The 26,102-nt window shown below is 73.5% G+C and carries 29 protein-coding genes and 1 tRNA gene; 26 read left to right on the top strand and 4 right to left on the bottom strand.

Translation table 11 applies throughout. The features are described 5' to 3' along the window. Positions 1–169 precede the first annotated feature (169 nt). The 10 genes from CLT75_RS08120 to CLT75_RS08075 all read left to right on the top strand — a co-directional run bounded on the left by CLT75_RS08120 (position 170) and on the right by CLT75_RS08075 (position 11,596). Positions 170–757 carry a hypothetical protein gene (locus CLT75_RS08120; protein WP_135240220.1) on the top strand — a complete coding sequence of 196 codons (588 nt, stop codon included), beginning with the start codon at positions 170–172 and terminating at the stop codon, positions 755–757. A 299-nt stretch (positions 758–1,056) separates the two neighbouring features. Next, complete coding sequence (gene fdh, locus CLT75_RS08110; protein ID WP_209310292.1) at positions 1,057–4,380, top strand: formate dehydrogenase; 3,324 nt, start codon at positions 1,057–1,059, stop codon at positions 4,378–4,380. Continuing rightward, entirely contained in the window at positions 4,373–5,416 is a 1,044-nt protein-coding gene (locus CLT75_RS08105; protein ID WP_135240217.1) for a 4Fe-4S dicluster domain-containing protein, read from the top strand. The genes fdh and CLT75_RS08105 overlap by 8 nt, the downstream gene beginning before the upstream one ends. Next, a complete protein-coding gene (gene nrfD / locus CLT75_RS08100) occupies positions 5,413–6,603 on the top strand; it encodes an NrfD/PsrC family molybdoenzyme membrane anchor subunit (RefSeq protein ID WP_135240216.1) in 1,191 nt (396 codons plus the stop codon). The genes CLT75_RS08105 and nrfD overlap by 4 nt, the downstream gene beginning before the upstream one ends. Positions 6,604–6,648: 45 nt before the next feature. Further along, positions 6,649–6,744: transfer RNA gene (locus CLT75_RS32575), tRNA-Sec, on the top strand. A 24-nt stretch (positions 6,745–6,768) separates the two neighbouring features. After that, complete coding sequence (selA, locus tag CLT75_RS08095; protein WP_135240215.1) at positions 6,769–8,061, top strand: L-seryl-tRNA(Sec) selenium transferase; 1,293 nt, start codon at positions 6,769–6,771, stop codon at positions 8,059–8,061. Positions 8,062–8,066: 5 nt separating this feature from the next. Further along, entirely contained in the window at positions 8,067–9,830 is a 1,764-nt protein-coding gene (gene selB, locus CLT75_RS08090; RefSeq protein ID WP_135240214.1) for a selenocysteine-specific translation elongation factor, read from the top strand. 45 nt (positions 9,831–9,875) lie between these two features. Further along, positions 9,876–10,073 (top strand): hypothetical protein, encoded by a 198-nt coding sequence (locus CLT75_RS08085; protein WP_030503909.1) that lies wholly within the window; start codon positions 9,876–9,878, stop codon positions 10,071–10,073. Then, entirely contained in the window at positions 10,073–11,350 is a 1,278-nt protein-coding gene (locus tag CLT75_RS08080) for a hemolysin family protein (protein ID WP_135240213.1), read from the top strand. Before CLT75_RS08085 ends, CLT75_RS08080 begins: the two co-directional genes overlap by 1 nt. A 66-nt stretch (positions 11,351–11,416) precedes the next feature. After that, positions 11,417–11,596, top strand: a complete 180-nt coding sequence (locus CLT75_RS08075; RefSeq protein ID WP_135240212.1) for a hypothetical protein — start codon at positions 11,417–11,419, stop codon at positions 11,594–11,596. 3 nt (positions 11,597–11,599) lie between these two features. Here the strand turns inward: CLT75_RS08075 and CLT75_RS08070 are convergent, their stop codons facing one another. Continuing rightward, positions 11,600–12,256: a hypothetical protein gene (locus tag CLT75_RS08070; RefSeq protein WP_135240211.1), complete on the bottom strand. Its 657-nt coding sequence runs from the start codon at positions 12,254–12,256 to the stop codon at positions 11,600–11,602. A gap of 127 nt (positions 12,257–12,383) precedes the next feature. Between CLT75_RS08070 and CLT75_RS08065 the strand changes: the two genes are divergently transcribed. Beyond that, positions 12,384–12,584: a hypothetical protein gene (locus tag CLT75_RS08065; RefSeq protein ID WP_135240210.1), complete on the top strand. Its 201-nt coding sequence runs from the start codon at positions 12,384–12,386 to the stop codon at positions 12,582–12,584. On the opposite strand, the gene CLT75_RS08060 is transcribed toward CLT75_RS08065, so the two are convergent. The 3 genes from CLT75_RS08060 to CLT75_RS08050 form a co-directional block, all read right to left on the bottom strand. Then, a complete protein-coding gene (locus tag CLT75_RS08060) occupies positions 12,581–13,054 on the bottom strand; it encodes a hypothetical protein (RefSeq protein ID WP_135240209.1) in 474 nt (157 codons plus the stop codon). The genes CLT75_RS08065 and CLT75_RS08060 overlap by 4 nt on opposite strands. Next, positions 13,051–13,260 carry a hypothetical protein gene (locus CLT75_RS08055; RefSeq protein WP_013286381.1) on the bottom strand — a complete coding sequence of 70 codons (210 nt, stop codon included), beginning with the start codon at positions 13,258–13,260 and terminating at the stop codon, positions 13,051–13,053. The genes CLT75_RS08060 and CLT75_RS08055 overlap by 4 nt, the downstream gene beginning before the upstream one ends. Positions 13,261–13,386: 126 nt before the next feature. Continuing rightward, on the bottom strand, positions 13,387–14,220 hold the full coding sequence (locus tag CLT75_RS08050; protein WP_135240208.1) for a universal stress protein: 834 nt from the start codon (positions 14,218–14,220) through the stop codon (positions 13,387–13,389). 128 nt (positions 14,221–14,348) lie between these two features. Here CLT75_RS08050 and CLT75_RS08045 point away from each other — a divergent pair, with 128 nt between their 5' ends. The 15 genes from CLT75_RS08045 (at position 14,349) to CLT75_RS07975 (ending at position 26,090) form a co-directional block, all read left to right on the top strand. Beyond that, the gene (locus tag CLT75_RS08045) at positions 14,349–15,095 is read left to right on the top strand and encodes an SAM-dependent methyltransferase (protein ID WP_135240207.1); all 747 of its coding nucleotides are present in this window, start codon (positions 14,349–14,351) and stop codon (positions 15,093–15,095) included. 99 nt (positions 15,096–15,194) lie between these two features. Further along, positions 15,195–16,382, top strand: a complete 1,188-nt coding sequence (locus CLT75_RS08040) for a PP2C family protein-serine/threonine phosphatase (RefSeq protein ID WP_120569856.1) — start codon at positions 15,195–15,197, stop codon at positions 16,380–16,382. A 48-nt stretch (positions 16,383–16,430) separates the two neighbouring features. Next, positions 16,431–16,901: a MarR family transcriptional regulator gene (locus tag CLT75_RS08035; RefSeq protein WP_135240206.1), complete on the top strand. Its 471-nt coding sequence runs from the start codon at positions 16,431–16,433 to the stop codon at positions 16,899–16,901. 306 nt (positions 16,902–17,207) lie between these two features. Further along, complete coding sequence (gene clsA / locus CLT75_RS08030) at positions 17,208–17,846, top strand: CDP-alcohol phosphatidyltransferase family protein (protein ID WP_486485091.1); 639 nt, start codon at positions 17,208–17,210, stop codon at positions 17,844–17,846. Beyond that, positions 17,843–18,817 carry a DUF881 domain-containing protein gene (locus tag CLT75_RS08025; protein ID WP_135240204.1) on the top strand — a complete coding sequence of 325 codons (975 nt, stop codon included), beginning with the start codon at positions 17,843–17,845 and terminating at the stop codon, positions 18,815–18,817. Before clsA ends, CLT75_RS08025 begins: the two co-directional genes overlap by 4 nt. Continuing rightward, positions 18,814–19,146, top strand: a complete 333-nt coding sequence (locus tag CLT75_RS08020; RefSeq protein WP_007071104.1) for a small basic family protein — start codon at positions 18,814–18,816, stop codon at positions 19,144–19,146. Before CLT75_RS08025 ends, CLT75_RS08020 begins: the two co-directional genes overlap by 4 nt. A 10-nt stretch (positions 19,147–19,156) precedes the next feature. After that, positions 19,157–20,089, top strand: a complete 933-nt coding sequence (locus CLT75_RS08015) for a DUF881 domain-containing protein (protein ID WP_135240203.1) — start codon at positions 19,157–19,159, stop codon at positions 20,087–20,089. 54 nt (positions 20,090–20,143) lie between these two features. Then, complete coding sequence (gcvH, locus tag CLT75_RS08010) at positions 20,144–20,524, top strand: glycine cleavage system protein GcvH (RefSeq protein ID WP_135240202.1); 381 nt, start codon at positions 20,144–20,146, stop codon at positions 20,522–20,524. A 216-nt stretch (positions 20,525–20,740) separates the two neighbouring features. Then, positions 20,741–21,193 carry an oxoglutarate dehydrogenase inhibitor Odhl gene (gene odhI, locus CLT75_RS08005; protein WP_007071101.1) on the top strand — a complete coding sequence of 151 codons (453 nt, stop codon included), beginning with the start codon at positions 20,741–20,743 and terminating at the stop codon, positions 21,191–21,193. 50 nt (positions 21,194–21,243) lie between these two features. Continuing rightward, complete coding sequence (ftsR, locus tag CLT75_RS08000) at positions 21,244–21,936, top strand: transcriptional regulator FtsR (RefSeq protein WP_209310291.1); 693 nt, start codon at positions 21,244–21,246, stop codon at positions 21,934–21,936. Between the two features lie 211 nt (positions 21,937–22,147). Continuing rightward, positions 22,148–22,612, top strand: a complete 465-nt coding sequence (locus CLT75_RS07995; protein WP_036311069.1) for a bifunctional nuclease family protein — start codon at positions 22,148–22,150, stop codon at positions 22,610–22,612. Between the two features lie 214 nt (positions 22,613–22,826). Then, a complete protein-coding gene (locus CLT75_RS07990; protein WP_209310290.1) occupies positions 22,827–23,420 on the top strand; it encodes a MerR family transcriptional regulator in 594 nt (197 codons plus the stop codon). 434 nt (positions 23,421–23,854) lie between these two features. After that, positions 23,855–24,244, top strand: coding sequence for a group I truncated hemoglobin (locus CLT75_RS07985; protein ID WP_135240200.1), 390 nt, complete (start codon positions 23,855–23,857; stop codon positions 24,242–24,244). A gap of 2 nt (positions 24,245–24,246) precedes the next feature. Beyond that, positions 24,247–25,413, top strand: a complete 1,167-nt coding sequence (locus tag CLT75_RS07980) for a globin domain-containing protein (protein WP_135240199.1) — start codon at positions 24,247–24,249, stop codon at positions 25,411–25,413. Next, complete coding sequence (locus CLT75_RS07975; RefSeq protein ID WP_135240198.1) at positions 25,410–26,090, top strand: DivIVA domain-containing protein; 681 nt, start codon at positions 25,410–25,412, stop codon at positions 26,088–26,090. Before CLT75_RS07980 ends, CLT75_RS07975 begins: the two co-directional genes overlap by 4 nt. Positions 26,091–26,102: the final 12 nt, after the last annotated feature.

Below are 26,102 nucleotides of genomic sequence, written 5' to 3'. Positions count from 1 at the left end.
TGTCTCCGGCGTCGCCAGCCGGCCCCGCACGCCGCCCCCGGGCGTGCTGCGGGCCGCGTGTGAGCAGGACGCCGGATCCCCCGAAGAACTTTTCTTGAGCGCCTGACGGTGCTCGCACCCGCACCGAACCCCCTTCGGCGCGGGCGTCGACCCCCGAATGGAGCCCTCCATGAACACGATCCTGCGTAAGAGCATTCTCGGTATCGCCGGTCTGACCGTCGCCGGTGGCCTCGCCGCCGGCCCCCTGAACCACGACACCGGCACCCCGGTGCGCGACACGGCCGTGACCACCACCCAGGCCGCCGCGAAGCTGGACAGCGCCGCGCTCATCCCGCACGGCGTCCAGGGCGCCCAGTCGCACATCGACCTGAACGACGAGCAGACCACCAACGTCAAGGCGATCATCGCGGCCACGAAGAAGGCCGGCATGGACGAGCGCGCCGCCGTCGTGTCGATCGCGACGGCGTTGCAGGAGTCGAAGCTGGAGAACCTCGGCCACCTCGGTGACCGTAACGACCACGACTCGCAGGGCCTGTTCCAGCAGCGCCCGTCCAGTGGTTGGGGCACGGTGGAGCAGATCACCGACCCCGAGTACTCCACCACCGCGTTCCTGAAGGGCCTCAAGCAGGTCGACGGCTGGCAGGACATGCCGCTGACCAAGGCCGCCCAGACCGTCCAGGTCAGTGCTTACCCGGACCACTACGCCCAGTGGGAGCAGCAGGCCGCTGACCTGGTGGCCGAGCACTGGAACAGCTGACCCGGCGGTGACCGGGGTCACGACGAACGAGCGGAAGAACCGTGACCCCGGTACCGTTGTGCAGAGCGTCGGTGTGTCCAGTGTCCCCGGGCCTCACCTAAATTGCCTTCGCGGAATACCGTTCGGCTGGAGCCGCGTCGCGCCACTCGCCGAGAGGCGACATGCACACCGACGCCCAGAGCCGCCCCGGCCATCCGGCCGGGGCGGCTCTGTCTGTGGGCTCGAGTCGCATGCCCCGGGCCGCTGGCCTAGGGTTACAGGCAGAGGTGAGCCGTTCTCGACGGAGAGGGGGTGCGCGGATGGGTTTCAAGACGTTCATCCAGGGGTGGCCGGTCTACCGGCAACTCACCGGCACCGACCCGCTCGGTCGCGGCGCCGCCGCCCAGTCGGCCCGCTCGGCGGAGCTGACCGCCCGCACCGAGACCGCCGACGGCATGGCCCGCTCGGTCTGCCCGTACTGCGCGGTCGGCTGCGGGCAGCGCGTCTTCCACAAGAACGGTCGGGTCACCCAGATCGAGGGCGACCCGGACAGCCCGATCTCGCGCGGCCGGCTCTGCCCGAAGGGCTCGGCCAGCAAGAGCCTGGTGACCAGCCCGCTGCGCCAGACCACGGTTCGCTACCGCCGGCCGTACGCGACCGAGTGGGAAGACCTGGACCTCGACGTCGCGCTCGACATGATCGCCGACCGGATCCTCGCCGCCCGCGCGGAGACCTGGGAGGACGTCGACGACGAGGGCCGCCCGCTGAACCGGACGCTGGGCATCTCCAGCCTCGGCGGCGCGACGCTGGACAACGAGGAGAACTACCTCATCAAGAAGTTGTTCACCGCGATGGGGGCGCTCCAGATCGAGAACCAGGCCCGCATTTGACACTCCGCCACCGTCCCCGGTCTGGGGACCAGCTTCGGTCGCGGCGGCGCCACGGACTTCCAGCAGGATCTCGCCAACGCTGACGTCATCATCATCCAGGGCTCGAACATGGCCGAGGCCCACCCGGTGGGCTTCCAGTGGGTGATGGAGGCGAAGAAGCGCGGCGCGAAGATCTTCCACGTCGACCCGCGGTTCACGCGTACCAGCGCGCTCGCCGACACGTACCTGCCGATCCGCGCGGGCACGGACATCGCGCTGCTCGGCGGCGTGGTGCGCTACATCCTGGAGAACGAGCTGGACTTCCGGGAGTACGTGCTGGCGTACACCAACGCGGCGAACATCGTCAGCGAGCAGTTCGCCGACACCGAGGACCTGGACGGCCTGTTCTCCGGCTACAACCCGGACACCGGCTCGTACGACCACGCGAGCTGGCAGTACGAGGGCCAGGAGGACAACGCCAAGGCCCGGGGCACCGGCAAGGAACGTGACTCGGCCTCCGGGCTGGAGCACGAGTCGCACGGCGAGCCGGTGCCGGCGCAGGCCCCGCGGGACGAGACGTTGCAGCACCCGCGCTGCGTCTACCAGATCCTGAAGCGGCACTTCGCCCGCTACACCCCGGAGATGGTGGCCCGGGTGTGCGGCATCCCGGAGGAGAAGTTCCTCGAGCTGGCGCGCGCCTGGACGGAGAACTCGGGCCGGGAACGCACCGGCGCGCTCGTCTACTCGGTCGGCTGGACGCAGCACAGCGTCGGCGTGCAGTACATCCGGACCGGCTCGATCATCCAGACCCTGCTGGGCAACATGGGCCGCCCGGGCGGCGGCATCCTGGCGCTGCGCGGGCACGCCAGCATCCAGGGCTCGACCGACATCCCTACGCTGTTCAACCTGCTGCCCGGCTACCTGCCGATGCCGCACCACGCCGACCACCCGACGTTCGACGAGTGGGTGGACAGCATCCGGCACCCGGGCCAGAAGGGTTTCTGGGGCGACTCGCGGGCCTTCGCGGCGAGCCTGCTCAAGGCGTACTGGGGTGACGCGGCGACACCGGAGAACGACTTCTGCTACGGGTACATGCCCCGGATGACCGGCGACCACGGCACGTACCAGCAGGTCCTGAACATGATCGACGGCAGGGTGAAGGGGTACTTCCTGCTCGGCCAGAACCCGGCGGTCGGCTCGGCACACGGCCGGGCCCAGCGGCTGGGCATGGCCAACCTGGACTGGCTCGTGGTCCGCGACCTGTTCATGATCGAGAGCGCCACGTTCTGGAAGAACGGCCCGGAGGTCGCCACCGGCGAGATCGTGCCGGAGGAGTGCCGCACCGAGGTGTTCTTCCTGCCGGCGGCCTCGCACGTGGAGAAGGAGGGCACCTTCACCCAGACGCAGCGGCTGCTGCAGTGGCGGGAGAAGGCCGTCGACCCGCCGGGCGACGCCCGCTCCGAGCTGTGGTTCTTCTACCACCTCGGCCGCGTGCTGCGGGAGAAGCTGGCCGCCTCCACCGAGCGCCGCGACCGCGCGCTGCTGGACCTGGCCTGGGACTACCCCACGCACGGTCCGCACGCCGAGCCGAGCGCCGAGGCGGTGCTCAAGGAGATCAACGGGTACGAGGTGGCGACCGGCCGCCCGCTCAACGCCTTCGGCGAGGCCCGGGACGACGGCTCCACGGCGATCGGCTGCTGGATCTACTCCGGCGTCTACGCCGACGGCGTGAACCAGGCTGCGCGCCGCCGGTCCCGCCACGAGCAGGACTGGGTGGCCGCCGAGTGGGGCTGGGCGTGGCCGGCGAACCGCCGCACGCTCTACAACCGCGCCTCCGCCGACCCCGAGGGCCGGCCGTGGAGCGAGCGCAAGAAGTACGTCTGGTGGGATCCGGACGCCGGCGAGTGGACCGGGTACGACGTGCCGGACTTCGAGAAGACGAAGCCGCCGTCGTACCGGCCGCCCGAGGGCGCGTCGGGCCCGGCCGCGCTCGCCGGTGACGACCCGTTCGTCATGCAGGGCGACGGCAAGGCGTGGCTGTACGCGCCGAGCGGCGTCCTGGACGGCCCGCTGCCGACGCACTACGAGCCGGCCGAGTCGCCGATGCGCAACGCGCTCTACGGTCAGCAGGCAAACCCGACCCGCAAGATCTACGAGCATCCGATCAACCGGATGAACCCGAGTCCGCCGGAGCCGCACAGCCAGGTCTTCCCGTACGTGTTCACGGTCAGCCGCCTCACCGAGCACCACACGGCCGGTGGGATGAGCCGTACCGTGCCACGCCTGGCCGAGCTGCAACCGGAGATGTTCGTCGAGGTGTCCCCGGAACTGGCCGGCGAGATCGGGCTGGCCCACCTGGGCTGGGCGCACCTCATCAGCGGCCGCGCGGTGATCGAGGCGCGGGTGCTGGTCACCGACCGGCTCACCCCGCTGCGGGTGGACGGCCGGATCATCCACCAGGTCTGGCTGCCGTACCACTTCGGCACCGAGGGCCTGGTCACCGGCGACTCGGCGAACGACCTGTTCGGCATCACGCTGGACCCGAACGTCCTCATCCAGGAGAGCAAGGTCGGCACCTGCGACATCCGGCCCGGGCGGCGGCCCACCGGCCCGCCGCTGCTCGACCTGGTGGGCGACTACCAGCGACGGGCCGGGATGACGGCGGACCGGAGGATCCCGGTGGTGACGACCGACGCCGCAGGCGGGGACGACGCCGCCGGCAGCACCGACGAGCAGTCGGCCGCCGCGCACCAGGACGGGGATCGGGATGCCTGACGCCAACAGCCTGTACGGCCCGCTCGACCCGGCCCCGGACGCGGGCTGGGTCGACGCGCCGCCGCGGATGGGCTTCTTCACCGACACCAGCGTCTGCATCGGCTGCAAGGCGTGCGAGGTGGCCTGCAAGGAGTGGAACGGCGTCCCCGACTCGGGTTTCGACCTGCTCGGCATGTCGTACGACAACACCGGCGCGCTCACCGCGAACTCGTGGCGGCACGTCGCGTTCGTCGAGCAGCCCCGCCCGGCCGGGCACCGCACGCCGCCGTTCGCCGGCGACCCGACCGGCCCGGCGATCAGCCCGGCGTCGGCGGCGGCCGGCGCGGTCACGGCCCCCGACACGGGTACGAATCCCGGGCTGCCGCCGGGGCAGCCGGAGGCGGCGGCGCGGATGGCCGCCGGTTCGGAGTTCCTCGGCATGCCCGGCACCCAGCCACCGGGGCGGGCCACCGGCCCGGAGAGCCGCACCGACTTCCGCTGGCTGATGATGTCCGACGTGTGCAAGCACTGCACGCACGCGGCCTGCCTGGACGTGTGCCCGACCGGCTCGCTGTTCCGCACCGAGTTCGGCACGGTGGTGGTGCAGGAGGACATCTGCAACGGCTGCGGCTACTGCATCTCCGCCTGCCCGTACGGCGTGATCGACCAGCGCAAGGGCGACGGCCGGGCGTGGAAGTGCACGCTGTGCTACGACCGGATCGGCGCGGGCATGACGCCCGCCTGCGCGCAGGCGTGCCCGACCGAGTCGATCCAGTACGGCCCGCTCGACGAGCTGCGGGAACGGGCCGCCAAGCGGGTCACCGCGCTGCACGAGCGCGGCGTGCCGGAGGCGCGCCTGTACGGCCACGACCCGACCGATGGTGTCGGCGGCGACGGCGCGTTCTTCCTGCTGCTGGATGAGCCCGAGGTGTACGGGCTGCCGCCGGACCCGGTGGTCACCACCCGGGACCTGCCGAAGATGTGGAAGCGGGCCGGGTTCGCCGCCCTGGCCATGGCGGCGGCTGCCGTCGCCGCGTTCGTCGGAGGATCGTCGTGAGCCCGGACCGCCCGGTCGGTGACCTGTTCCGCCGCTTCCGCGAGCGCCTGTCCGCCGAACCGGGGAACGCCAGCGCCGCCGAGCGGGAGAACGGCAGCCGGGCCACCGCGGCCGGCCCCGGTGTGGGCCGCACCGACGCGGGCTCCCGCGACGCCGGCCTGGCCCCGCACCCGCCCCGCGACGCGGAACCGCGCCGACGCCGCGGCAAGGGCGGCAAGGGCGGCAGGGGCGGCGGGGAGCAGCTCAACGTCCCGCCGGCCGAGTTCACCTCCTACTACGGCCGGCCCATCCTCAAGCCGCCGGTGTGGCGGTGGGACATCGCCGCGTACCTGTTCACCGGCGGTCTCGCCGCCGGTTCGTCGCTGCTGGCGGCGGGCGGGCAGCTCACCGGCCGCCCGGCGCTGCGCCGCGCCGGCCGGGTCACCGCGCTCGCCGCCGTGGGCGCGAGCACGTACTTCCTGGTGAACGACCTGGGCCGGCCGTCCCGCTTCCACCACATGCTGCGGGTGGCGAAGGTGACCTCGCCGATGTCGGTGGGCACCTGGATCCTCAGCGTGTTCGGCCCGGCCGCCGGGGTCGCGGCGATCGCCGAGGCGGCCCCGCTGCTGCCCGAACGTGGCGTGCTGGGGCTCGGCCGCCGGCTGCTGCCCCCCGCCGGGCATGCCGCCGGTGTGGTCGCCGCCGTCACCGCGCCGGCGCTCGCCACGTACACCGGGGTGCTGCTGGCGGACACGGCGGTGCCGTCGTGGCACGAGGCGTACCCGGAACTGCCCGCCATCTTCGCGGGCAGCGCCCTGGCCAGCGGCGCCGGTGTCGGGCTGGTGGCCGCGCCCGGCGCGCAGGCCGGTCCGGCGCGGCGCCTCGCGGTCGCGGGCGCGGCGATGGAGCTGTGGGGTTCGCACCGGGTGGAGAACCGGCTCGGGCTGCTCAGCGAGCCCTACACGCGGGGCACGCCCGGGAAGCTGCTGCGCGCCGGGCGGGCGCTGACCGCCGCCGGTGTCGTGGGCGCGCTGCTCGGCCGGCGCAGCCGTGTGCTGTCCGCGCTGTCCGGCGGCGCGCTGATCGCCGCGTCGGTGTGCACCCGGTTCGGCATCTTCCACGGCGGGGTCGCCTCGGCACGCGATCCGCGGTACACGGTGGTGCCGCAGCGCGAACGCGCCGACCGGCGGGCCGCCGACCAGGTCTGACACCTCCCCGGGCGGCCTCCCGTCCGCTGTGGTTGACTGCTGCGTGGAGGCGTTCAGGCGGCTGGTGCCCCTCCCGGTCTTCAAAACCGGTGTGGTCCGGGACCCGGGCCAGGCGGGTTCGATTCCCGTCCGTCTCCGCCAAGAACCGTTCCCGGGAGTGCGCCGATGCGTGAGGTCGACCCGCGACGGCGGGTGCCGCGCACCGACGCGCTGCTCGCCGATCCCGCGCTGGCCGCCGCCGCCGCGACGCTCGGCCGCGACCGGGTCAAGGCCGCGATCGTCAGCGCGCAGGACCGCGCGCGCCGCGGCGAGCTGACCCCCGATCAGGTACGCGACGCGGTGCTGGCGGACCTGCCCGGCCGTACGCCCCGCCCGGTGCTCAACGCCACCGGCGTCGTGCTGCACACCAACCTGGGGCGTGCCCCGCTCGCCCCGTCCGCGGTGGACGCGCTGGTCGCCGCCGCCGGGCACACCGACGTGGAGCTGGACCTGCGGACCGGCCGGCGGGCGCGTCGCGGCCGGGAGGCGCTGGACGCGCTCGCGGCGGCGGTGCCCGACGCGGGGGCGGTGCACGTGGTGAACAACGGCGCGGCGGCGCTGGTGCTGGCCGCGACCGCGCTGGCCGCCGGCCGGGAGATCGTGGTGAGCCGCGGCGAGCTGGTCGAGATCGGCGACGGGTTCCGCCTGCCCGACCTGCTGGCCAGTACCGGCGCGCGGCTGCGCGAGGTGGGTACGACCAACCGCACCACCCGCGCCGACTACGAAGCCGCGATCGGTGAGCGCACCGGGTTCGTGCTGAAGGTGCATCCGTCGAACTTCGTGGTCACCGGCTTCACGTCGGCGGTGCCGGTGGCCGAGCTGGCCACGCTCGGCGTGCCGGTGGTGGCCGACATCGGGTCGGGGCTGCTCGCGCCGGACCCGCTGCTGCCCGCCGAGCCGGACGCGGCCACCACGCTGCGGGCGGGCGCGCACCTGGTCACCGCCAGCGGCGACAAGCTCCTCGGCGGTCCGCAGGCCGGTCTGCTGCTCGGCGACGCCGACCTGGTGCAGCGGCTGCGCCGCCACCCGCTGGCGCGGGCCCTGCGGGTGGACAAGCTCACCCTCGCCGCGCTGGCCGCCACCCTGTACGCGCCGTCCACGCCCACCCGGGACGCGCTGCACGCCGATCCGGCCCGGCTGCGGGAACGGCTGGAGCGGCTGCGGGACCGGCTCGGTGAGGACGGCTGCAAGGCCGAGGTGGTGCCCAGCGCGGCTGTGGTCGGCGGCGGCGGAGCACCGGGCGTGGAACTGGACTCGTGGGCGCTGAGCCTGCCCGAGCGGTACGCCGAACCGCTGCGTACCGGCGACCCGGCGATCCTTGGCCGGGTGCTGCACGGCCGGCTCCTGCTTGATCTGCGCGCCGTGCCGGAGGGCGCCGACGAGCGGGTCCGTGCCGCGGTGCTGAGCGTGGGGGACTGACCGGCATGTTCGTGGTGGCGACCGCCGGGCACGTCGACCACGGCAAGTCGACGCTGGTGCGGGCGCTGACCGGGATGGAACCGGACCGGTGGGCGGAGGAACGCCGCCGCGGCATGACCATCGACCTGGGTTTCGCCTGGACCGCGCTGCCGTCGGGCGGCACCATCGCGTTCGTCGACGTACCGGGGCACGAGCGGTTCGTGCCGAACATGCTCGCCGGTGTCGGCCCGGTCCCGGCCGCGCTGATCGTGGTGGCCGCCGACGAGGGCTGGATGCCGCAGTCCGCCGAGCACCTGGCCGCGCTGGACGCGCTGGGTGTGTCGTACGGGCTGCTCGTGGTAACCCGCGCGGACCTGGCCGATCCCGGGCCGGCGACGGCGCGCGCCCGCGCGGAGATCGCCGCGACGTCGCTGGGCGCTGTGGAGGCGGTGCCGGTCTCCGCGGTCACCGGCGCCGGGCTGCCCGAGCTGCGCGCCGCGCTCGACCGCCTGACCGCCCGGCTGCCCGACCCGGCCCGGGACGCCCCGGTGCGGCTCTGGGTGGACCGCGCGTTCACCGTGCGCGGCAGCGGCACCGTGGTCACCGGCACGCTCGGCGGTGGCCGGCTGCGCGTCGGCGACGAGCTGGAACTGGCCGCCACCGGTGAGGCGGTGCGGGTACGCGGACTGCACTCGCTCGGCGTCGCGCACCCCGCCGTCGAGGCGGTGGCCCGGGTCGCGGTGAACCTGCGCGGCCTGCCCCGGGACCGGGTCGGGCGCGGCGACGCGCTGCTCACACCCGGCCGGTTCGGGCGTACCGACCTGCTCGACGTGCGGCTGTCCGGCGACCCGGCCGCCGACCTGCCGGCCACGCTCACGCTGCACGTGGGCTCGGCGGCGGTGCCCGCCCGGGTCCGGCCGCTGGGCCCGGACACGGTACGGCTGCGCCTGGCCCGTCCGCTGCCGCTGCTGATCGGGGACCGGGCGCTGCTGCGCGACCCCGGCCGGCACCACGTGGCGGGCGGCGTGACCGTGCTGGACGTGGACCCCCCGCCGCTGCGCCGCCGGGGCGCGGCGGCCGCCCGCGCGGCGGTGCTGGCCGGCCTGGACGGGCGGCCGGACCTGCCCGGTGAGCTGCGCCGGCGGCGGCTGGTCCGCGCCGGTGACCTGACCCGGATGGGCGTGGCGCCGGCCGCGACGCCGGTGGCCGGGCAGTGGCTGGCCGACCCGGAGCACTGGCGGGACCTGGGCCGCCGCCTCACCGAGGAGGTGACCCGGTACGCCGCCGAGCATCCGCTCGCCGCGGGCGTACCCGTCGACGTGCTGCGGCACCGGCTCGACCTGCCCGATCGCGCCCTGGTGACGGCGTTGCTGCGCCCGCCGCTGCGGGTGCGCGACGGCCTGGTCACCGCCGCGCCGCAGGGGACACTGCCGGACCCGGTGGCCCGGGCGGTGGACCGGGTCCGGGCCGAGTACGGCGACCGCCCGTTCCAGGCCCCCGAGGCGCACCACCTGGCCGACCTCGGGCTCGGCCCCCGCGAGATCGGCGCCGCGGTACGCGCCGGCGCGCTGCTGAAGCTCGCCGGGAACGTGGTGCTGCTGCCCGGCGCCCCGGACGACGCGGTACGCGTGCTCGCCGGGCTGCCGCAGCCGTTCACGCTCAGCGCCGCCCGGCAGGCGCTCGGCACCACCCGCCGGGTGGCGGTGCCGCTGCTGGAGCTGCTGGACCGGCGCGGCGCCACCCGGCGGCTGCCCGACGACGCCCGCGAGGTGGTCCGCCCGCCCGGGTGAGCCAACCCGCGTCGCCTGCCCGTCCCGGTCACCTACCGTGGCGCCATGGACCCTTCCGCGGTCTGGCGGGACAAGAACCACAAGTGGCGGATCGAGGCGTACCGGGCCCCGGACCTGCGCTTCGCCATCTACGCCACGAACGGCCCCACCGAGTCGGCGCCGCTGTGGCTGTTCGGGATGGCCGCGCTGGCCCGCTGGCTGATGACCCACGCGATCTCGCTGGACGACCTGGAGACCGACTGATGGGCGCGCAGATCGCGCTGGTGCTGGTCCTGATCCTGATCAACGCGGCCCTGTCCGGCAGCGAGATGGCGCTGGTGAGCCTGCGGGAGGGGCAGCTGCGCCGGTTGGCGCGCTCCGGGCGGGCCGGGGCGCGGCTGAGCCGCCTCACCCGCGAACCGAACCGCTACCTGGCCACCATCCAGCTCGGCATCACACTCGCCGGGTTCCTCGCCTCGGCCGCCGCCGCGGTGACGCTCGCCGAGCCGCTGGTCGGCCCGCTGGGCTTCCTCGGCGGGGCCGCCCGCCCGGTAGCGGTGTTCGTGGTGACGCTGCTGCTGACGTTCCTCACGCTCGTGGTGGGCGAGCTGGCGCCCAAGCGGCTGGCCATGCAGACGGCGGAACGGTGGGCGCTGATCAGCGCCGCGCCGCTGGACCTGCTGGCCCGGCTGTCCCGGCCGGCGGTGTGGCTGCTCGGCCGTTCCACCGACCTGCTGGTCCGGCTCGCCGGCGGCGACCCGCGCGCCAGCCGGGAGGAGGTGACCGAGGAGGAGCTGCGGGAGATGCTGGTCAGCCAGCGCGGCCTGTCCGCCCAGCAGCGGGAGATCCTCGCCGGGGCGTTCGACATCGCCGGCCGTACGCTGCGGGAGATCCTGGTCGCGCGCCGCGACGTGACCACGTTGCCCGCCGACCTGCCGGCCGTCGAGGCGATGCGCCGGCTCGCGGCCACCAGCCGGTCCCGCGCGCCGGTGATCGGCCCCGGCGGGCTCGACGACGTGTGCGGCACCGTGCACATCCGCGACCTGGTGGACGCCGGCGACGCGCCCGTCGGTGACCGCGCACGCCCGCCGGTGCTGCTACCGGGCACGCTGCCGGTGGCCGACGCGATGCGGCAGCTGCGCCAGCGGCACGAGCAGCTCGCGCTGGTGGTGGACGAGTACGGCGGCGTGGACGGCCTGGTCACCATGGAGGACCTGCTCGAGGAGGTCGTCGGCGAGCTGTACGACGAGACCGACCGGGACGTGCGCCGCGCCGTGCGGGAGCCGGACGGCGCGCTGCTGCTGCCGGGCGACTTCCCGCTGCACGACCTGCCCGACGTGGGCGTCCGCGTGACGTTCCCGCTGTCCCGGGAGTACACCACGGTGGCCGGCCTGGTGCTGGCCGGGCTGGGCCGGCTGCCCGAGGGCCCGGGCGAGCGGGTGCGGCTGCCCGGCCTCACCGTCGAGGTGGTCGAGGTGGCCGGACGGGCGGTCCGCCGGGTCCGGCTGCGCGGTCCCGCTGTGGGCCGCACGTCGGACTGACACCCGGACGGGGGACAGCCGCCCGATCCCCGCCCCGGCCCGCGCCGCCGGTCGTACGGTGCGGGCGTGAAGGACCGAGGAATGCGTACGTTCGTCACCGTGCTGGCCGGGCTGGCCGTGATCTACTTCGGCTTCACCGGAAGCCGCGACAGCGGCGAGGAGGGCATCTCCGGCGGCGTGGTGCTGCTCGCGCTGCTCGCCTCGCTGCTGGCCTGGAACCTGACCAAGCCCGGCCCGGCCAAGTAGCCCTCAGTGGGCCGTGGCGGCGCTGCGGCTCACCTCGCCCGCCGACTCCTCGCCCAGGGCGACCCGCACCAGCGCCGACGCCAGCCGGCCGAAGTCGGCCTCGCCGACCAGCCCGACCAGCGCGCCCGGGCTCGCCGGCAGGCCCAGCCGCCGCGCCCCGGCGAGCGTGCGCCGGTCGGCGTACGGGCGCACGTCCGGCCACACCGACTGCGCCTCCCGCAGGAAGATGTCCGCACCGGTGGGGCCGATGCCGGGGAACTCGGTGAGCAGCCGGCGCAGCACGGCCGGTTCGGATCCGGCCTCCTTGTGCAGCCGGCGCAGGTCGCCGTGCCAGCGGTCCAGGCACAGCCGGGCGCCGGTGCCGAGCATGGTCGCGGTCCGCTCGTCGTAGCGCCGATAGTGGCCCCGGCCCAGCGCGTCGACCCGGTCCTGCCAGGTCGCCGCCTCCATCGCCTGTGGGGTCCGGTAGCCGGCCGCGAACAGCTCCCGGGCGGCGGCCACCGCCACCGAGGCCCGGATCCGGGTGCTCAGCAGCGTGGTGAGCACCAGCAGCTGGTAGAGCGGGCCGGGCCGGTCCGCGAGGGCGATGCCGGCCTCCTCCGCGTACGTGCGGGACTGCCGGTCCAGCAGGGCACGTGCGACGTTGCGATCGTCTGGCATCCACCCGGGTTACCCGCCCCGGCCCGGGCCAGACCCCCGGGCCGATCCGGAATGCGCCGGGCGGCGACGGGTACGCCGGTCGGGTGCGCGGTCGACGGCCGTGCGCTCCACCGGGAAGGAGAGACCCGTGGTCAAGCCGCAGCAGGAGGAACTGCGCCGGAACGACCTCGGCGCCACCAGCCAGGACAGCCGGAAGACGGCCACCCAGGCGGGCAGCCGTTCGCGAGGCCGTGGCACGTCGAACGCGGACGCGGGGCGGCCTGTCCCCAGGGGACAGGTGTCGCCGTACGGCCCGGCCGGTGAGCCGGTCGCCGACGACGAGAGCTAACCGCGAGCCGACGTCGGCCGCAGCCGCCGCCAGGTGGCTGCGGCCGACAGCCCGTACGCCAGGTGGGGGATCAGGTCGGAGACCCAGTCGCTGCGCCGCCAGGTACGCGGGTCGGTCACGCCGAGCACCGTCATCGAGCCGTCGGAGGTGGCCATCACCCCGCCGCCGAGCAGGACTGCGGCCAGCGGCAACGGGATCCGCCGGTGCGCGGCGAGCAGGCCGAACGCGGCCCCCGCGGCGATGCCTGTGGCGTACCCGAGCAACGGCCCCAGACCGGAGCGGCGGTTCTCCGCCTCGTCGCCGGGGCCCAGGTCGACGTGCGTGACGTCGGCCAGCCGTCCGGCGACCGACTCCGGGGTGCTGCTGGCCGGCCGGGCCCGCAGCGCCATGTCCAGGTACGAGACCGCGTTGAGGACGGCGCTGCCGACGGCGCCCGCGATGGCGCCGTCGACAACCGCTGCCGTCCTCACTTCGGGTCACCCGGTTCCCGGTTGCCCTTGGGGCCGTAGGTCCGTTCGCCCCGGACCACACCGCGTTGCCCCCTGTCGTCCTGGAGGATCCGGTTGGCGACCTGGTTCGCCTCCTTGTCGGACGCCCGTCCGGACTGCTCGACGAGGTCGCGAAGGCGTGCCCGCTGCTTGTCGTACGCGTTGCTGCCGGGCCGTGGTCCTGGCATCTCTGCCTCCTGCGGATCGCTGTCGGCTGACCGTTGGCGTCTACCCGCCCGGGCCGGGACCAACCGTTGCCGGGCGGATCCCGGCCCGGTCGGACCGCCGCTCAGCCCGGGTGCCCGGGCCGCCGCTCAGTCGGCGGCGCGGACCACAGCCACCGGGCAGGCGGAGCGGTGCAGGATCCCCTGGCTCACCGAGCCGAGCAGCAGCCCGCCCAGCTCGCCCCGGCCCTGCCGGCCCACCACGACCAGTTGAGCCCCGGCCGACGCCGTGGTCAGTGCCGCGACCGGTTTGGCGCGTACCGTCTCGGCGTGCACCGGCAGGTCCGGCCACCGTTCGCCGATCCCGGCGACCGCCTCGGTGAGCACCCGCTCCTCCTCGGCGTCGTCCCGGCCGCGCGGGCGGGCGTGCACCACGCGCAGCGCGGCGCCGCGCGCGGACGCGGTCTCGGCGGCGAACTCGACAGCGGCGCGCGACAGCGTCGAGCCGTCCACGCCGGCCACGACCGGGCCGTCGTCGTGGGCGGTGCCGCGCGCGATCAGCACCGGGCAGTCGGCGTACGAGGCGACCTGCACCGCCACCGACCCGATCACGAGCGCGGCGAAGCCACCCAGACCTCGGTCGCCGAGCACGACCAGGGCGGCGGTGGGGGACTCGCCGAGCAGCACCGCTGCCGCCTCCCCGTCGATGATCTCGCCGGTGATGCGCAGTCCCGGCGACTCGGCCTCGGCCACCGCCACCGCGTCGGTGACCAGTTCCTCGGCCTGGTTGCGCAGCCCGGCGCCGGGTGGTGACCCGGCCGGCGCGGAGACCGGTACGCGCAGCAGCGGCCAGATGAACCCGTGCACGACACGCAGCGGGCGGTTGCGCCGCCGCGCCTCCCGGGCCGCCAGGCGGACCGCCCGGCTCGCCGGTTCGGAGCCGTCCACCCCGACTACCACCGCGGCCCCGTTCGCCGAGTTCACCAGTACCTCCTCGTGGCCGGCGCTCCCGCGGCCAGTATCGCGGCCCGGACGGCCGGCCCGGGGCGATACCGCCGGGGTCGCCCGGTGGGTACGCTGGCGTGCAGCGCCCAGGGGAGGGAGCCCCGTCGATGGATCAGCCGGACGGACCGAGTACCGCCCGCATGATCGACTACTGGCTCGGCGGCCGGCACCACCGCCCGGTGGACGTCGCCGCGGCCGCCGCGTTCGAGGCGGCGTACGGGCCCTGCGCGGAGATCTTCCGGTCGCTGCGCGGATTCCTCGGCCGCACCGTGCGGGCCATGGCGGCCGACGGGATCGACGGCTTCCTGGTCTTCGGCGCGGGCGTGCCCACCTGCGGCAACGTGCACGAGGTCGCGCCGGAGGCGACGGTCCTCTACACCGACGTGGACCCGGAGACGGTCCGGCTGGGCCGGAGCCTGCTCGACGGCAGCGACCGGGCCGGGTACGGCTACGGCGACGCCACCGACATCGGGACCGTCGACCGGGCGCAGCTGCACCGGTTCGTGCCGGGCTGGGGGAGGCGGCCGGTGGGTGTGGTCTTCCTCGGGCTGGCGGCGTTCCTGGACGACGACACGCTCGCCCGTACGCTCGACGAGCTGTACCACGCGGTGGCGCCGGGCAGCCGGCTGGCGATCGACTTCGACACCGAGGAGCTGGCCGGGCACCCGGAGGCGCTGGCCATGATGGGTCCGGCGTTCCGGATGCGGGCACCGGAGCGGTTCGCGCCGCTGCTGGGCCGCTGGCAGCCGACCGGCGACGGCATCGTGCCGGTGGCGCGGTGGCGGCCGGCCGGTGAGCCCGAGCCGGTGCCGGACGCGTTCCACGGCGCGCTGGCGCTCCGACCGGCCGGCTGAGCCGGTCCCCGTCACGCCCGGCCGAGGCGGGGCGTTCGCCGTCGGGCGGCCTTCGTATGATGTTTGCCCTGTAGCAATAGTCGTCATCGGAGGATGAGCATGCCGGAGGCGTCCGGATCGGTGTCACGTGCCCTGCGCACGGCGCCACCCGACCAGCTGGCGGAGACCGCGGACGCGGTGCTGCGCCAGACGCTCGGGGCCGCGCGGGCGGAGGTGTTCGTCGCCGACTACCGCGCCAGCGGACTCTGGCCGGTGCTCGACCCGGACGTGCACGACGGCGGCCCGCTGCTGGCCCACACCGTCGCGCAGCGCTGTTTCAGCAGCCAGGAGCCGGTGCTGGACGTCGTCGAGGACGGCCGCTGCCGCGCCTACCTGCCGCTGTCGGTGTGGGGGGAGCGGCTCGGCGTGCTGATGGTGGAGCTGCCCGGCGACCCGGACGCGGCCACTGTGGAGGCCGCCCGCGACGCCGCCGGTGAGCTGGCCGTGGCGATCCGCGCGGCGGACCGGGAGACCGACCGCTACCGGCGGGCCCGGCGGCGGGAGCGGCTGAGCATGGCCGCCGAGATGCAGTGGGACCTGTTGCCGGGGCGCAGCGTACGGCTCGGTGACGCGCTGCTCGCCGGGCAGCTCGAACCGGCGTACACGGTGGGCGGTGACCACTTCGACTGGTCGGTGGACGGCGACCGGCTCACCCTCACCGTGCTCAACGGCACCGGTAGCGGGCTGGCCGCGTCGATGCTCACGGCGATGACGGTGAACGCCATGCGCAACGCCAGACGTTCCGGCGGCAGTCTGGTGGAGCAGGCGGAGCTGGCCTCGGACACCATCTACTACCAGCACCGGGGGAGCCGGCACGTGGCCACGCTGCTGCTGGAGCTGGACAGCCGGCGGGGCGTGATGCGCGCGGTGGACGCCGGGTCGCCGCAACTGCTGCGGCTGCGCGGCGGACGCGTCACACCGATCGCGCTGGAGCAGCAACTGCCGCTGGGCATGTTCGCCGAGACCCGCTACGACGTGCAGGAGTTCACTCTGGAGCCGGGCGATCGCCTCTTCGTCGTCAGCGACGGCGTGTACGCGGCGGAGCCCGACGAGCAGGAGCCGTACGGTGTCCGGGCGATGGCGCGCGCGATGCGGTCGACTCGGCTGCAGCCGGCGACCGAGGCAGTTGGTACGGTGATGCGCGAACTGCATGCGTACCATGCCGACGCGGATCTCCGTGACGACGCGGTCGTCGTCTGCCTGGACTGGCGCGGCTCCAGCCGGTCCGACGACGTGACGGGGCAGTGAGCGGGCCGGCGGAGCGAACACGAGCGGGACGATCGCAGGGGACAGCGAGTGGAGCGACCTCCGAATCTTGCCGCGGCCATCGAGTCGGCTGCGGAGGCGCTCATCGGTGTGCTCGACTCCGCGACCTCCCGGCACACCGTCAGCGTCTCGCCCACCCAGTTGCGGGTGCTGTCGCTGATCGTGTCGCATCCGGACACCAACGTGAACCGGCTGGCCGAGCTGCTGGACGTGGTCCCGTCGTCGGCGAGCCGGCTCTGCGATCGCCTGGAGGCGGTCGGCCTGCTGCGCCGGGTGGCCGACCCGCGCGACCGGCGGGAGGTGCGGCTGATCCCGACCGCTGCCGCCGAGACGCTGCTGCGCGACCTCCAGGAGCGACGGCACCGGGCGGTGCAGGCCGTACTCGACCGGATGCCCAACCGGGTGCAGCACGAGCTGCTGCTGGCGCTGGTGGCGTTCAGCCAGGCCGCGACGACCACCGCCCCGCAGGCCGGCTCGGACTCGACTGCCCGCACCGCCTGACCGCTCGCGCCGCTGTCCGCCCTGCCCCCACCGCTCGACTAGTGTCCTAGGATGCCTTAGCGGTTGTGACGGTCGACACCGTGACACCACTGAGCAACGACGCAGCGGGCGTCCGGGGGAGAAGGGCGAGCCCGATATAGTGGCAGCGCAACTGGGCGGCCCGTGATCACCACGAGGACGGGCCGCGTCGGGGAGGTCCCAGCCCGGGATCACAGAGGGCGCCGGCGTCTGACCGGCCGGCAACGCGCACGTCCCTCCAGCGGCCGTTCATCCGGCTGCCGGACCGTGCTGCGAAGGGAGGGTTCGGTGTCGCGTCGGCCGGCTCCAGCGGAGCAACCGGATTCCGGGACCGCCATGGTCGCGGGAGACCGCGTCCTCACGCTGCCCAACCTGATCAGCTTCGTCCGGCTCGTCGGCGTGCCGATCTTCCTCTACCTGTTCCTCGTGGTCCGGGCCGACGTCGCCGCCATCGCGGTGCTCGCCGTGGGCGGCACCAGCGACTGGGTGGACGGCTGGATCGCCCGCCGCCTGGGCCAGGTGAGCCGGCTCGGTGAGCTGCTCGACCCGCTCGCCGACCGCCTCTACATCCTCGCCACGCTGCTCGCCTTCACCGCCCGCGAGGTGGTGCCCTGGCAGTTCACCGGGGCGCTGCTGGCCCGGGAACTGCTGCTGCTGGTGTCCCTCGGGGTGCTGCGCCGCTACGGCTACGGCCCGCCGCCGGTGCACTACGTCGGCAAGACCGCGACGTTCCTGCTGCTCGCGGCGTTCCCGATCCTGCTGCTGGCCGACGCCGTGCCGGACGCCGGCACCGCGGCCGGCGCGATCGGCTGGGGGCTGGCCTGGTGGGGCCTGGTCCTCTACTGGGTCGCCGGCGCGATGTACGTGGTGCAGGCGAGCCGTCTCGTGCGGGCCATGCGGGCCCGGCGTACGGAGGCGCCGGCATGACCACCTCGCCGCCGCGGGACGGGCAGAACGAGCGCGACCCCTCGAACCGGGTGTACGCGCCGGACTTCCTGACCGAGCTGTTCCGCAATCCGCTGGACCCGGGGTACGGGGACGCGGCGGCGCGCCGGGCGACGGGCTCGATGTCGCGGGTGCGGGAGGTGCTCGGCCGGCCGGTGAGCCTGCTGGTGCTGGCGCTGATCGGGTTCCTGTTCGCGGTGGCGTACCGGGAGACGATGGCGGAGGAGCCGAGCCGCGCGACGGCGCGGGCGGGGCTGGTCGCGGAGATCAAGGGACGCGAGGCGGAGACGGACCGGTTGACCGAGCGCGCCGAGCAGTTGCGCGAGGATGTCAGCCGGCAGCGGGACGCGACGTTGAGCGGTTCGCAGGCGTCCCGGTTGCGCACGCTGGAGGCGGGTACCGGCCTGGCCCGGGTGCGCGGGGACGGCGTGGTGGTGCGGCTGGCCGACGCGGCGGCGGACCAGGACGGTGTGACGAACGGGGACGCGGGTCCGTCGCGGGTGCTGTATTCGGATCTGCAGAAGGTCGCCAACGCGTTGTGGGCGGCGGGTGCCGAGGCGGTGGCGGTGAACGGCCAGCGGTTGACGGCGACGTCGACGATCCGGTCGGCGGGTGAGGCGATCCTGGTGGACTACCGGCCGGTGACGGGTCCGTACGAGGTGCAGGCGATCGGGCCGCGGTCGATGCGGGACCGGTTCGACGAGAGCCGGGCGGCGGCGTTGATGCGTGAGGTGGCGCGGAAGACGGGTCTGTCGTTCGGGGTGAAGCGGGTCGGTGACCTCACCCTGCCGGCGGCGCCGCAGCCGCGGCTACGCTACGCCGAGCCTCCGGCGACCCCGGGTCCGAGCGCGAGTGCGGGTGCGCGCCCGTCGGGTTCGGGTGCCGCCGGTTCGTCGAGTCCCGGGTCGTCCGGCCCGGGTGGTTCTTCCAGCCCTTCGGGAGGTGGCCGATGATCGCGGTGCTGGCGTTGCTCGCCGGTGTGGTGCTCGGGGTGTATCTGGACCCCACGGTGCCGGCGGCGTTGCAGCCGTATCTGCCGATCGCTGTGGTGGCCGCGTTGGACGCGGTGTTCGGCGGGGTGCGGGCGAAGCTGGACCGGATCTTCGACGACAAGCAGTTCGTGGTGTCGTTCATCTCGAACGTGCTGGTGGCGGGTCTGATCGTGTACCTGGGTGACCAGTTGGGCGTGGGCGGTCAGTTGTCCACGGGTGTGGTGGTCGTGCTCGGGGTGCGCATCTTCGGAAACGTGGCGGCGATCCGCCGGCACCTGTTCCGGGCGTAGGTTTGTGGCGATGAGCGAGGAACACAGGGAGACGGGTACGGGGTGGCCGCGGCCTGGGGAGCCGGCGCGGCCGTCGGGTCCGGCGGGTGAGCCGGATCCGCGCCCGGACGCGCCCGATCCGGACGAGTTGAGCCCGTTGGCGCCGGCGGAGCCGGTGCCGGACGAGGCGGTGGAGCCCGCGGAGCGGGAGGCGGTGCCGGAGTCCGAGCCGGAGCCGGGTGCGGCGGCGGGTGCGCCGTCGGTGGCGCGGCGGTTCTCGTCGGCGGGCGCGATGATCGCGGTGTTGCTGGCGTTGCTGGGTTTCACGCTGGTGGTGCAGTTCAAGACGACGTCGACGGATCCGACGCTCGCGGCGACGCGGGAGGAGGACCTGGTGCGGATCTCGTCGGATCTGGATTCGCGGGAGCGGCGGCTGCGTCAGGAGATCGAGTTGCTGGAGGAGAGCCAGCGGCAGCTGCGGTCGGGTGAGCAGGGCCGGCAGGCGGCGCTGGAGGAGGCGACGCGGCGGGCGGACGAGCTGGGCATTCTGGCGGGGACGTTGCCGGCGGTGGGTCCGGGTCTTGAGGTGCGGTTCTCGGGGCCGGCGAAGGCGGTGTCGTCGTCGGGGATCCTGGACGCGGTGCAGGAGCTGCGGGGTGCGGGCGCGGAGGCGATGCAGATCCAGGGCGCGGACGGTACGGCGGCGCGGATCATCGCGTCGACGTATTTCGTGGACGGGCCGGACGGTGCGCTGGTGGTGGACGGGCGGCGGTTGACGGGTCCGTTCACGATCATGGTGATCGGTGATCCGGCGACGATGCGTACGGCGTTGAACATTCCCGGCGGGGTGGTCGCATCGGTGCGGGAGGGCGGCGGTAACGTGACCTCCGAGGATCGTGAGGTTGTGGAGGTTTCGCAGCTGCACGCGCCGATCAAGCTGGACCACGCCCGGCCGGTTTCGTGACCGGTCGCGGCCGCGCCGGTTTCTCCGGTGCACCGATGACGAAGGACGCAGTTGGTGATTCCTGAGGATCTGCGGTACACCGCCGAGCACGAGTGGGTGGTCGGTGGTGACGGTGGTGTCGTCCGCGTCGGTATCACGCACTTCGCGCAGGACGCCCTGGGTGACATCGTGTTCGTGCAGCTGCCGGACGCCGGTGCGGTGGTGGCGGCTGGTGAGTCGCTGGGCGAGATCGAGTCGACGAAGAGCGTGTCGGAGATCTACGCGCCGCTGAGTGGCACGGTGACGGCGCGCAACGAGGCGTTGGCCGACACCCCTGAGGTGATCAACACGGATCCGTACGGTGCGGGGTGGTTGGTGGAGATCACTCCGGACGATCCGGCGGCGGTCGAGGGTCTGCTGACCGCCGATGCGTACCGCGAGCTCACCGAGAGCTGAGTTCGTGCTGTTCCGGGCGGCGGCGAGGTTCCGCGCGTCCGGTTGCCCTGCATTTCGGCGCTGGCTAGGCTCGCCCAGTCGACCGAGAACCAATAGTTTGAGCGTTGCGGAATGCGCCTTCCCGGGCACGGGGAGCCAGCCGCCGGGTGTGGTGTTGCCCGGCGGCCAGACCCGCCATTCCCTGACGCCGACCGAACAGATCCGTGAGGTGGTCCCATGACGCGCCCAGACGACGAGTTCCCCCCGCTCGACGTCACTTCGACGCTCAATCTCGGCTCGCTCGACGAAGTGCTGGAGGGCCCGGACACCGATGTGGTGCCGAGCCGGATGTCCGGTTCGTTGCCGCCGGGTATGGCGTTGCTGGTGGTTCGCCGGGGTCCGAATGCGGGTGCCCGGTTCCTGTTGGACCACGATGTGACGACGAGTGGCCGGCACCCGGACAGTGACATCTTCCTGGACGACGTGACGGTGTCGCGGCGGCACGCGGAGTTCCACCGGGACGGTGGGACGTTCACGGTGCGGGATGTGGGCAGCCTGAACGGCACGTACGTGAATCGTGAGCGGGTCGAGGCGGCGACGTTGAGCAACGGTGACGAGGTGCAGATCGGCAAGTTCCGGGTGGTGTTCATCGCCGGTCCGCGCCCGGAGGAGGAGGCCGGCCGGGGGTGAACGAGCCTGCGGCTTCGACGCCGTCCGGGGCGGCGCGGGCGCCTGCGCTGATGAGTATCGGCGAGGTGCTGGCGCAGTTGCGGCCGGAGTTTCCGGACGTCACGATCTCGAAGTTGCGGTTTCTGGAGGCCGAGGGCCTGGTGGAGCCGCAGCGGACGCCGGCGGGTTATCGGAAGTACGGCTGGGACGATGTGGCGCGGTTGCGGTTCGTGTTGACCGCGCAGCGGGATCAGTACCTGCCGTTGCGGGTGATCCGGGAGCAGTTGGCCCAGTGGGACGGGTCTGGTCCGTCGCCGGGGCGGGGGCGGCCGAATCTGGTGGCTGTGGGTCCGGGTGGTGAGGTTCCGGGCCGGGAGCCGGTGGAGTCGTCGGAGGTGCGGCTGGACCGGGCGGGTCTGATCGCTCGTAGTGGTGTGGAGGAGTCGACGCTCGCGGAGTTGGAGCGGCTGGGTGTGCTGGTGTCGGATCCGCCGGGGTGGTACGACGCGGACGCGTTGATCATCGCGAGTGCGGTGGCGGGTCTGGCGGCGTACGGGCTGGAGCCTCGGCATCTGCGGGCGTACCGGTCGGCGGCGGATCGTGAGGTCGGGTTGTTCGCGCAGTTGGTGGCGCCGTTGGCGCGGCAGAGCGATCCGGCGGCGCGGGCTCGGGCGGCGGAGACGGCGCGGGAGCTGGTGGCGTTGTCGCAGCGGTTGCACGCGGCGTTGGTGCGGGTGGGGCTGCGGTCGACGTTGGGCCGGTGAGGTCGGTGCGAGGGGCCGGGTGCGGTGTGCGCCCGGCCCTTCGTCGTCTGTGGGCGCGGAAAGATCTGGTCCGCGGAGCGTGTCGTAGGCTTGCCGGGGTATGCCCGTCCGGCGAGGCGTGGTGCACGTAGCGCGTGGGACTCCCGTGTCCTGGTCCGTGTACCGTGCAGGGAAGGGCGCGGTGCAAGGTGACGACGACACGGAGGCGGCGGTGCGCGAGCTGAGCGTGGTCGGAGTTCGGGTGGAGTTGCCCAGCAACCAGCCGATCGTCCTGCTGCGGGAGGTCGAGGGGGACCGCTATCTGCCGATCTGGATCGGCGCGGTCGAGGCGACGGCGATCGCTTACGAGCAGCAGGGGGTCAAGCCGGCCCGGCCGTTGACGCACGATCTTCTGCGGGATGTGCTGACGGCGTTGCAGGCGCCGTTGCGGGCGGTGGAGATCACCGAGTTGAAGGAGAACGTGTTCTACGCGGATCTGCTGCTCGGTGACGGTGTGCGGGTGTCGGCGCGGCCGAGTGACTCCATCGCGTTGGCGTTGCGGGTGGGTGCTCCGATTCGTTGTGCGGAGCAGGTCCTCAGCGAGGCGGGGATCGTGATCCCGGACGAGCAGGAGGACGAGGTCGAGAAGTTCCGGGAGTTCCTGGAGCAGGTGCGTCCGGAGGACTTCGCGGGTTGAGTTTCCCGGCCGGGTGGCCGGGGTCGGCGCGGCGGTGGTTGTCACGGTGGGTGGCGGCCGGCCGCCGTGTGTGGTTGTTGCCGGGTGGTGGCGCGGCGTGTCGCGGTGTCTCCTGCGGGTGAAGTCCGGGGGGCGGCGTTAGGGTTGCCGTGTCGAGTGGTGCGCGTACGGGGAATCGACGCGGCACCGCCACGGGCGCGGGGAGGTTGGTCCGATGCACGAGCCGCGGGATCCTGGTCCGGGTGTGGAACAGCAGGCGGGTGTGGGGCCCGATCCGGCCGGTGACGGCGAGGTCGGCTACCGGGGTGTGACCGCGTGTTCGGCGGTGGGGATCAGTTACCGGCAGCTCGACTACTGGGCGCGTACGGCGCTGGTGGTGCCGAGTGTGCGTGACGCGTCGGGGTCGGGGACGTCGCGGTTGTACTCGTTCCGCGACCTGGTGGTGTTGAAGGTCGTGAAGCGGCTGCTGGATGCCGGGGTGTCGTTGCAGAACATCCGTAAGGCGATCGAGGCGTTGCGGTCGCGTGGGGTGGACGATCTGGCGGGCATCACGTTGATCTCCGACGGGACGACTGTGTACGAGTGCCGGTCGCCGGAGGAGGTGGTCGACCTGTTGCAGGGTGGCCAGGGCGTGTTCGGCATCGCGATCGGTGGCGCGTTCAAGGAGATCCAGGGTTCGTTGTCGCATCTGCCGGCGGAGCCGGTGGGTGGGCAGGAGTCGGCCGTGCCGGCGGTGGAGCCGGAGTCGGACTCGGAGTCGGTGGGTGACGAGCTGGCGGCGCGTCGGGCGCGGCGCCGGGCCGGGTGACCTGCGTCGCGTCTCGTTGACGGGATCGCGCCGCGCCCGAAAGGGTGTGGCGCGATTCGTGTTTTGGTGACGGGGTGTGGTCCTTTCCCGCAGGCCGGGGCGGGTTGACGGCGCGGGCCGGGCCGGGTGTGAGTCGCCGCAGGTCACGGCACGTGCGCGCGGGATGTCCGAAAAGGACGGTACGTCGTCCACGTTGACGTATCGTGTCCGGTGGGTTGCGGTGCGTCCACCGATTGCCGCAGCGTCGTTCACTGTCCGTGATTGACAGTTCTCGGGATCGGCACAGGGTGGTCGTGAAGTGTCCCGGCGGGCGCGCTATGGTCCGTTCCGGTCGTCGGCGTGTCGACGTCACCGTGGAACGCTGTGTGACTCCGCGCCGGACGGCGAGCCCCTGCCGCGGCGCTGCCCGCGGACCCCTGGCGGAAGGACCGAGCATGACGGTGACGAGCGAGACGACCCCGATCTCCCACTACGAGCGCATCGGCGGCGCGGCTGCGGTGAAGGCCGCGGTGGAGCTGTTCTACGACAAGGTGCTGGCCGATCCGGATCTGGCCGGCTACTTCGCCGACGTGGACATGGTGGAGCAGCGGCGGCACCTGGCGCTCATGCTGGCGGTGGTGCTCGGCGGCCCCAACGAGTACGCGGGCCGTGGGCTGGACGAGGCGCACCAGCCGCTGAACATCACCGGTGAGCACTACGCGAAGGTCGGTGAGCACCTGACCGCGACGCTGGTGGAGCTGGGTGTGCCGGCGGACGTGATCGCCGACGTGCAGGTCGTGCTCGGGCAGGTGCGGGGGCAGGTCGTGTCGGCGGGGGACGCCTGAGCGTGGACGTCGCACGGCTCAAGCAGAGCTGGTCCCTGGTCGCCGCGCACGGCGACCAGGTGCCGCTCTACTTCTATTCGACGCTGTTCCTGGCGCATCCGGAGACCCGGCAGATGTTCCCCACGAACATGGCCGGGCAGCGGGACCGTCTGGTGGCCGCGCTGGGGCATGTGGTGTCCCACGTGGACCAGGTGGACCGGCTGGTCGGGTTCCTGCGGGACCTCGGCGCGGATCACCGGAAGTTCGCGGTGCGCGCCGAGCACTACCCGGCGGTCGGTGAGGCGCTGCTGGCGACGTTGCGGCACTTCTGCGGCGACGCGTGGACCGAGGAGCTGGCCGCCGACTGGGCCGCGGCGTACGGGCTGGTCGCGCAGGTGATGACGGAGGGCGCGCAGGCCGCGGAGGCGCAGTCGCCGCCGTGGTGGGTGGCGGAGGTGCTGACGCACGAGCAGCGCACGTTCGACGTGGCGGTGCTGACGGTACGCCCGCAGTATCTGTTGCCGTTCGCGCCGGGCCAGTCGATCGGGGTGTCGCATCCGGCGGTGCGGTCGTGGCGGTACTACTCGCCGGCGAACGCGCCGCGTCCGGACGGCACGGTGGAGTTGCACGTGCGGGCCGCGCCGGGTGGTGTGGTGTCGTCGCGTCTGGTGTACGGGTGCGCGGCCGGTGACCAGATCCACCTGGCGTCGCCGGTGGGTGACCGGTTGACGTTGTGGCAGGCCGGGTCGTCGGATCTGCTGCTGCTGGCCGGTGGGACCGGCTGGGCGCCGGTGAAGGCGCTGGTGGAGCAGGTCGCGGCGGAGGGTGCGGGCCGCCGGGTGGACCTGTATGTGGGTGCCCGGTCGCGGACGGAGTTCTACGACAGCGAGGCGATCGACAAGCTGGCGGCGACGCATCCGTGGCTGCGGGTGTCGTACGTGGCCGGTGCGGATCCGGCCCGGCCGGGCGAGTCGGTGCGTATCGCCGACCGGGTGCTGGCCGACGGGGACTGGCGGTCGCGGCACGTGTACGTGTGCGGCTCGGACGAGATGGTGGGTCATTCGGTGGCGGCGTTGACCGGCGCCGGGCTGCAGCCGGGTCAGGTGCATCACGAGGGTTACGGCAAGCACTGGTACGGCCCGGCGTGGCGGACGATGACGAGGGCTGACGAGTCGGAGGTGAACCGGTGAGCGCGGGTCCGATCAGCAGTTACGACGCGCAGCAGGTGTCCGGTCCGGTGCAGGTGCGGTTGACCTCGGACCGGGTGCGGCGGTGGGAGTTCGGGTCGGCGGCGTTCACCCGCCGCGGCTACGACCAGACCGATGTGGACCGGTTCCGGTTGCAGGTGGCCGACGAGCTGGATCTGCTGGCGGCGCAGGTGGCGAACCTGCGGGCGGAGAACGAGCGGCTCAACGACCATCTGGAGCTGCACCGGCACGGGGTGATCCCGAGCACGGAGGCGGCGGTGGCGCCGGCGGCGAAGGAGGTCAACCTGTTGTCGGCGGCGCAGCGGGAGGCCGAGCAGATCATCGCGCAGGCCCACGACTACGCGCGCCGGGTCGCCGAGTACGCCCGTACCCAGTACGAGAGTTACATGCGGGCGGCGGCGGAGGAGGCGAAGCGGGAGGCCGAGCGGGCGGTGACGGAGTACCGCAGCGCGGCCGGGAGCGGCTTCGACGACTCGGTGGCGACGCGGGAGGCGTTGCGGATCTTCGGCGAGATGATGATCTCGCACATGCAGGCGGCGGCCCGGCACCTCGACGACGGCAGTGAGCAGTTGTCGCGCACGATGGAGCGCATCGCCCGGGAGTTGCCGCAGGGCGGCGGGGCCGCGCCGCAGCCGGCGTTGTCGCGGCACCAGCGTTGAGCGGTGTCCCGG

Source organism: Micromonospora sp. CNZ285 (assembly GCF_004637285.1).
This window is presented reverse-complemented; position numbering and strand designations above follow the sequence as displayed.